The sequence below is a fragment of the Chromatiales bacterium 21-64-14 genome (assembly GCA_002255365.1).
GTDB lineage: Bacteria > Pseudomonadota > Gammaproteobacteria > 21-64-14 > 21-64-14 > 21-64-14.
In genome coordinates this window covers 1-7279 of sequence record NCBI01000072.1, presented here as the reverse complement: position 1 = coordinate 7279, position 7279 = coordinate 1, and the positions used below count along the sequence as shown (strand labels likewise).

Below are 7279 nucleotides of genomic sequence, written 5' to 3'. Positions count from 1 at the left end.
GTTGGGCTTTAAATGTCCGGCCGAGTTGTTCACTCCGGATGATTTCGACTTCAGGCAGCATCATGCCGCACTTTTTGCACTTGGTCATTGAAACCGCCTTTTAAATAACAACGCCGGGCGGGGCAACTGCTGCGGAGTGACCAGAGGCTACGGGTGGGCGACGAACGGTTCCCATCCTGATCTCCTCCCAGTAACTCGGTAATACATCCATGCACACGCGGTCCTGCCGGCGAGCCCATGCACGCGGCGGGCCGCTCTCAAGACTGCGTCCCCACCACTGGCTGCATCCGGTTGGATTCTGCGCGCGCCTCTGCCAGGAGCCGATCCCAATCGTCGGGCGGATGGCCGTTCTCCAGCATTTTTCGGAAAACCCGGGAGGCATCACCGCTGCGCGCATAGGCCCGCTGGGTGTCCTCATCATTCACCCAGGCGTAGACGATCACTTTGCTTGGGGCGTGGTAACGGAAGAACAGCCGGTATTGCTGGAGGAACTTGGCACGGAACCAGTGCTTGTGGTCCCCGCCAAGCGTGTTGCCCTGTCGGTATTCCGGCCTTGCCGGGTCCTGTGGAATGACCTCCAACGCCAGTTTGGCAATCGCTGCCAGTCGATTGGTGGCGTTTCCCCTGGTGTAGCCGCCCGGGTCTTTCTGCTTGAGTCCCTCGACCGGCTGCGTCAGTGCTTCGAGTTGTTCAAGAAACAGCGGGTGGGCGAAGAGCGTCCAGCCGTTGACGACCAAGGGGGCCGACTGGACCCCGTTCATTCATCGTTTTCCGCCAGTGCCGCGTCGAGATCGACTTCGGCGCTGCCGACCAGAGACCGAATGCGCTGGACGAAACCGCTATCGACGGCCTGGAGCCGCTCCGGGTGTGTGGCGATGTCACGCGCCAGGAAGCCCAGGAACCGCCCAAGGACCGGATCATCCCCTCCGGCGCCGCTGGCGCACGTGAGCACCACTTCGCCGTCCTGGCGGATGGTGTAGTGAATCTTATCGCGCTTGCCGAGTGAGTGCGGGTTTGAGAAGATTGGGAAAACTGGGCGCCAACTGCGCATGGGTTAGTTCATCCGCAAGAGCGTTTGGGCCAGCTCCAGCACGCCGATCGCCTGTACGTCCTCCGACACCGGATAGTCCCCCGCGCCGGCATACACCACAAAGCGCTTGGCCGGCTGCAGGTCCTCACAGGCTTGGTAAAACCCCCTGCCCGGCTTGGCCGGCAGCGCGCGCTTGATCTCGATCGCCCAGCGCCCGGCCCGGCCGGGAAGCTCGAGCACCAAGTCGATCTCCGCGCCGGCCGCGGTGCGGTAGAAATGGGCCCGGGTCCGGTCGGGCGCTACCGAAAGCAAGTTTTCGATCACAAACCCTTCCCAGCTCGCCCCGACCACCGGATGGCCGGCCACGGCGTTGTAATCCTCGATACCGAGCAGCGCGTGCACCAGGCCGCTGTCCCGGACATAGACCTTGGGGGACTTCACCAGCCGCTTGCCGATATTCGCGTGCCACGGCGGAAGCCGCCGCACCAGCAGCAGGTCCACCAGAAGGTCGATGTACTTGGTGACCGTCGGCGCGGTCAGGGACAGCCCCGCCGCAAGCCGCGAGGCGTTCAACAGCGTGCCCTGCCCGTGCGCGAGCATGGTCCACAGGCGCGCCAGTGTCTCCGCCGGGACGCGCGGCCCGAATTGCGGCACGTCGCGTTCCAGATAGGTCCGGATGAAACTCTTGCGCAGCTTCAGGCTGTCCGGGTCGTTCTGTGCCAGAAAGCTGTCCGGGAAACCGCCCCGGATCCATAGCCGGTCGGATTCCCCTCCCCCTGCCCCCACTTCGGTGACATCGAGGGGCTGCATATCCACGTACTCGATCCGCCCGGCCAAGCTCTCGCCGGACTGGCGCAGCCGATCGATGGACGCCGCGCCCAGGATCAGGAAACGCCCGGTCCGCCGGCCCTTCCGACGCCCTTGGTCGATGACCCCCCGCAGGGTCTGAAACAGCTCCGGCACGCGGTGGATTTCGTCGAGCACCACCAGCCGGTCTTCGTATTGCCTCAGAAACAGTGCCGGGCTGGTCAGCTTCGCCCGGTCGTTGGTGTCCTCCAGGTCGAGATACAGCGCACCCCGCGCCTGCGCGATGTCCTGTGCCAACGTGGTCTTACCGACTTGACGCGGGCCGATCAACGCGACCGCCGCCTGGCGCCCCAATGCGTCGGTAACGTGCTGTTGGATCCGTCGCTCTATCATCATTGTATTCTGATATCTAATATTTCAATTTGCAAGGATATTCCTTGTTTGGAATCGTTGGGGTCTCGTTGATTCCGTTCCCGAGGGGCCATACCCGTCCCCAACCGTTCCCCATGCCCAAGAGCGGACGTGCGGTGACCCGGCCCCCCAATACGTGTCACGTGACACGGTATGGCGTGCAGACCGCCATCAGCGGGCTGCCCCTGGCCCCTCCCGCGTGGAAACCCGCTATACTGTGTCACGTGACACGGAAATTTGCGGAAATCGACCTGGCGTTCCTGGAACGCAGCCCCCAGCGGCGCGGCCGCCCCCTGCCCTATCCTGCGCCGGAACAGATCGCCACCGCCCGGCGTACCGGGGCCGTGCGCCCACTCATCGTCCGACCCGTGGCCCGCGGGACGTTCGAGGCCTACGAAATCCTTGATGGGGAGGACAGCTGGATGTTGGCCCAGGCCGCCGGGATCGCCCTCGTGCCGGCCTATATCCGCCACGACCTGTCCGACGCCCAGGCCCAGGCGCTGACGGCGCAGATGCCGGCCGGGGACCCGGACCCGATGCGCCGTGCAGCGGCCCTTGACGACCTGCTTCAGCCCGCGCAGGGGCCCCGGAAGACCAAGGCGGCCCTGGCCCGCGAACTCGGCTGCTCGCGCACCGCGCTCAGCCATCATCTGCGCCTGAGGCACCTGGATCCCCAGGTCCAGGCCTGGATACAGCGCGGGGAACTCGCCGCGGGCCACGGGCGGGCGCTGGCCTCCCTGCCGGCCGAGGCGCAACGCGCACTGGCGGCCCGGGCCCTGCGTCAACGGCCGCGGGCCTCCGTCCGGGCGGTGGAACGGTGGGCGCGGGCGTCGCGCCAGGGGCACCCTGTCCACGGCGAGGAAATCCGCCCATCGTGCACAAATCCGCCCCCCGAAGACCCGGACCTTGCACGTCTGGAGCGGTCCCTCGGGGAGCACATCGGCTCACCGGTGCGCATTGCATTCGACGGGCGTACCGGGCAAGGCACGCTCCAGGTCCAATTTGCCGATCTGGAGGTACTGGAAGGGGTGCTGGAAAAGCTCGGATATCAACGCTAGAACAACATGTTACACGATTATTGCCGATCGACAATTTTTCCGCCCTGCGGCTTGTGGAAGTGCTCCCCCAACACCCGGGCACAGGCCTCCCGGAGTTCCGCCAGGGCGGCCCCGTTCCCCGGAAGGATCTCCAGGACCAGTCCGCCCCGCCCTTTCGCCGCCACCCGGAGCATCGGCTTGCCGGCGGCGCTGGGGATTTCGGTCGCCGAGGCAGCGCGGCGCCGTTGGGGTGGCCGCGCTGCCCGCACCAGCTCCCGCACCACGGCCTGGCCATCACGCGCCCCGCCCTCCTTTCCCTGCTGCCCCTGCTCATGCACCAGCTCCTGGGCCCGGGCGAGCACGCGCTTGCGCATCTCCGCGGAACGCAGCAGGGGTTTCAGCACACGGGCATGTTGCACCCGAACCTCCGTGACCTGCGGATAGGCCTCGATGATCTCCTTGGGCAACTCCCCGAGGCTCAGGTACCGGCTCAGCCAGCCCGGACTGACCTCCAGGCGCTTGGCCATCTCCTCCTGGGTCCGGTAATAGCGTTCCAGTGCGTGGCGGTAGTCCAGCGCCCGCTCGTAGTCGCTGATGTCGACCCGGTCCCGGTTCTCCACGTCCGCGAGGCGGAACGCCTCCTCGTCGGTGAGTTCCCGAACCTCGATCAGGAACCGGAAATCCGGATAGTGATTCGCCCGCAGCCAGCGCACGGTCCACAAGCGCCGCGCGCCGCAGATCACCTCATAGTCGCGGTCGGGGTCGCCTTCCAGGCGCCGCACGATCGCGGGGAACTCCTGTTTGCCCTGGGCCTTGAAGCTCTCGATCAGGTCCGCGCAGCGCTGTTCATCCAGCAGATCGTAGCGGCGATTGTGATGCGCCCATGGGCGACAGCGCTGCGGGTCCACCAGCAGCAGCACCTTGTCCTGGTAGCGCCCGCTGACCAGCTCCGAGAGATGGTCATCGCGGCGCTGGAGGTGCCCGGGGCGTTCCCGCTCCCCGGTCTCCGTGTCCTTCTTCGTTGCCTGCGGCTCGCCCAGTGTCTCCATCAGCGTACGATTGCGATTGCCCATCCCCTGCCCCTCCGATTCACTGCGTCCCGAACCCGTCCCGATCCTGCTACAGCAACCCTTGCGCCCGCAGCCGCTCCCGGTGGCTCGGCCAGGTCTTGCGGATCAGCAGCTCGATCTCGCGATTCACCCCCACCAGGTAATTCACGCACCGGCGATGCACCTCCCGCGAGGTGATCGGGCGCTCGAGTTCAAACACCGTCATCAGTGCCGCGGAGGCATTGTCGATTTCCGCGCTGTCGCGCATCACCGTGGTGAGCATCGTATCCTTGTAGAGACGCTGCATCATGTGGGTGATGGCCACATGGGCGCTTTTACCCTCGTCCATGTCGTTGGCCACGATCTTCAGGAACCGGAACCGCGTTTCCATGCCGAGCTCCGTGAGCTTTTCCATCGTCTCGCGCAGCATCGTGAAGAAATGCGCGGTGGACGCGAAATCCAGCGTCGCCGGCCGCACCGGCACGATCATGGCGTTGGCCGCCCGCAGGACCGAGAGCGAGATCATGCCGAGGGCCGGCGGCGGGTCGATGATCACCACATCGAACCGCTCCCCGAGCGCCTCCAACCCGGAGCGCAGCCGCTCCAGCGCCCGCGGATTGGAGGGCAGGCGCGCCGCCAGCTGATATTCCACGTTGTAGAGGTCCAGATTGGCAGGGATGATGTGCAACTGGTCCCAGTAGGTTTCCCGCACCGCATAATCGAGCGAGGCGCGCTCGCCGGCCAGGTACGGCGCCAGGGTCTGATCCGGATGGACGTCGTAATCGGGGTGGAAACCGAACAGCGCCGTCAGGCTCGCCTGCGGATCGCAGTCCACCACGCACACCCGATAGCCCTGCAGGGCGAGGTATTGCGAGATATGGGCGGCGAGGGTGCTTTTCCCGACGCCGCCCTTGAAGCTCTGGATGGCCAGATGCACCGGCGCATCCACCGCCGGGTCGCGCCACGGCCGGGTGCCGAACTCCTCCCGCATCCGGTTCAGGTCCACGAGCGTGTACCCGGAGCGCCGCCCGCGTGCGTCCCGGGGCGGCTCCGGCAGGCGCCCGGCACGCTCAGCGGCGCGGATCGAGCCCGCCTTGCGTCCCACCAGACTCGCGGCCTCCGCGGGGGCGAACCGCCGTTTCAGGCGCTTCGTATGATCGGGTTCAAACACGCGGTTTCGCAGGGATTGGATGACCTCGTAGGATTGTTCCTCGATATCCGCGACCTCGCGTACCCCGACGATGTCCTGCGGAGCGGGAGAGGGCGTCGGTGTTTTCGCGGATTGTGCCATCGGGACTCCTTGCATACCGGGAAATGCAGAATATACTCGGTGATTAGCGGAAGTATGACAGAAAACCACGCATTTGCAATAAACCGGCCTGGGTAATAGACTCAAGCGGCAAACACGGCACCTACGTGCATAGTGTGCTAACACGTTGGCCACCGGTGGGGCAGGGGAGGGCGGTGTCCTGCATTGCCGGCGGCTTCACTTAATATAGGGTGGACGGATTTGTGCGTGGTATCTACGTCTCCAGCGGCGCAACGGTGTTGTCTTTGTTTGAAGAGAACAACACATATTGTCAGTGCTGTAATCGCTATCAGAACAATGGGTTGCGATTAATGCCGGGGACGGATTTGTGAACTGTGGTCCGATTTGTGCCGTGAAGAGGGCGGATTTGTGAATGGAGTAGGGGACGGATTTGTGCGGTCCAGGGGACGGATATGGGGGCGGGGGACAAAATTGTGAGCACTTCCGGGGACGGATTTGTGACGACACCGAGGTCCCGATTGAACGCCGGCAGCGATGAAGCCGTGTCCTCGATTCCCACCAGTGCGCCGCTGCGCGAGCTCCTGAAGGCGACCCCGCTCATCCAGGCGAAACAGAATCTGACCCTGCAGCAGCGCAAGATGTACAACATCCTGCTCTACCGTGCTTACCCCCGCCTGGGCATCGACCCGATCCACACCCTGCGGGTGAGCCAACTCTGCAAGGATCTCGAGTACCGAAGCCGCAACATCCGTGAGATCAAGGAGGACTTCGAGGCCCTGAAAAACACCCGGGTCGAGGCCAATATCTTCGGGCGGGACGGCACCTGGAAGGAGTGGGAGGCCTTCGAGGCGCTGGCCTATGCACGGGTCACCGCGGATGGAGTCTGTCAGTACGCGTTTCCCCCGAACCTGATCCCGCGGATCAAAAACCCCCGTCTCTACGCCCGGCTCAAGCTGAGCGTCTCCAACGCCTTTGGCAGCCGCCACGCCCACTCCGCGTGGGAATATTTCGTCGACGCACTCGATACCCGGCGCAAGGAACGGCTGCAGGTCGTGATGTCCCTGGATGAACTCAAGGTGTTGCTGAATCTCTCTACGAGCGCCTACCCGCAGTTCCGGGATTTCTCCAAGCGCGTTCTGACGCCGATGGTCCGCGAGATCAACGCGTATTCCGATCTGGCGGTTTGCGTCGAGAAGATCCGGGAGGGGAGGGCGGTGCAAACCATTGGATTCGATGTCCAGCGCAAGGTGCCGCTTCTGGACCCACCCGCCGTCCAACTTGCCGATCCGCAGGCGCTCCCCCCGGAGGAGCCCGCGCTGGATGACACGATCCGCAAGCGGCTCGCACACTTCGGGTTCCGCGCCCGCTCGATCGAGCGCCTGGTGAGTCAGTATCCCAGCGACTACATCGCGGCGCACCTCGATATCGCCGAAGAGAAGGTACGCCGCGGCGCCATCCATACGTCGGTGACCGGGTTTATCGTCAAGGGGCTGGACCTGGACCTGCGCGGGGCAGGGACGACCCCGATCGAAGAGCAGCTCCAGCAACAGGTCCACGCCGCCAAGGCCACGGCCCTCCAGGCCGCGCAACAGGAGGCGATCGAACAGGCCGAAAGGGGAGGGCGGTTGCGCGCGCGCAATAGCGCACTTGAGGCGCGCCTAGCGGCTCTCACGGA

The 7279-nt window shown here is 64.9% G+C and carries 7 protein-coding genes; 2 read left to right on the top strand and 5 right to left on the bottom strand.

What is annotated here, in order from left to right; all coding sequences use genetic code 11:
* Positions 1-257 precede the first annotated feature (257 nt).
* Genes B7Z66_15530 through B7Z66_15520 form a run of 3 tightly spaced genes read right to left on the bottom strand, consistent with a single transcriptional unit; the run spans position 258 to position 2230 of the window.
* Positions 258-761 (bottom strand): toxin, encoded by a 504-nt coding sequence (locus B7Z66_15530; GenBank protein OYV74722.1) that lies wholly within the window; start codon positions 759-761, stop codon positions 258-260.
* Entirely contained in the window at positions 758-1051 is a 294-nt protein-coding gene (locus B7Z66_15525) for a regulator (protein ID OYV74721.1), read from the bottom strand. Before B7Z66_15525 ends, B7Z66_15530 begins: the two co-directional genes overlap by 4 nt.
* 3 nt (positions 1052-1054) lie before the next feature.
* Positions 1055-2230 carry an ATPase gene (locus B7Z66_15520; GenBank protein ID OYV74723.1) on the bottom strand — a complete coding sequence of 392 codons (1176 nt, stop codon included), beginning with the start codon at positions 2228-2230 and terminating at the stop codon, positions 1055-1057.
* 176 nt (positions 2231-2406) lie between these two features.
* On the opposite strand from B7Z66_15520, the gene B7Z66_15515 reads away from it, so the two are divergent.
* Positions 2407-3306 carry a hypothetical protein gene (locus B7Z66_15515; protein ID OYV74720.1) on the top strand — a complete coding sequence of 300 codons (900 nt, stop codon included), beginning with the start codon at positions 2407-2409 and terminating at the stop codon, positions 3304-3306.
* A 17-nt stretch (positions 3307-3323) separates the two neighbouring features.
* Here B7Z66_15515 and B7Z66_15510 read toward each other — a convergent pair whose 3' ends face one another.
* Complete coding sequence (locus B7Z66_15510; protein ID OYV74719.1) at positions 3324-4358, bottom strand: hypothetical protein; 1035 nt, start codon at positions 4356-4358, stop codon at positions 3324-3326.
* A 46-nt stretch (positions 4359-4404) separates the two neighbouring features.
* Positions 4405-5625 carry a hypothetical protein gene (locus B7Z66_15505; protein OYV74718.1) on the bottom strand — a complete coding sequence of 407 codons (1221 nt, stop codon included), beginning with the start codon at positions 5623-5625 and terminating at the stop codon, positions 4405-4407.
* 497 nt (positions 5626-6122) lie between these two features.
* On the opposite strand from B7Z66_15505, the gene B7Z66_15500 reads away from it, so the two are divergent.
* A partial coding sequence (locus B7Z66_15500; protein ID OYV74717.1) for a hypothetical protein occupies positions 6123-7279 on the top strand: 1157 nt, incomplete at its 3' end.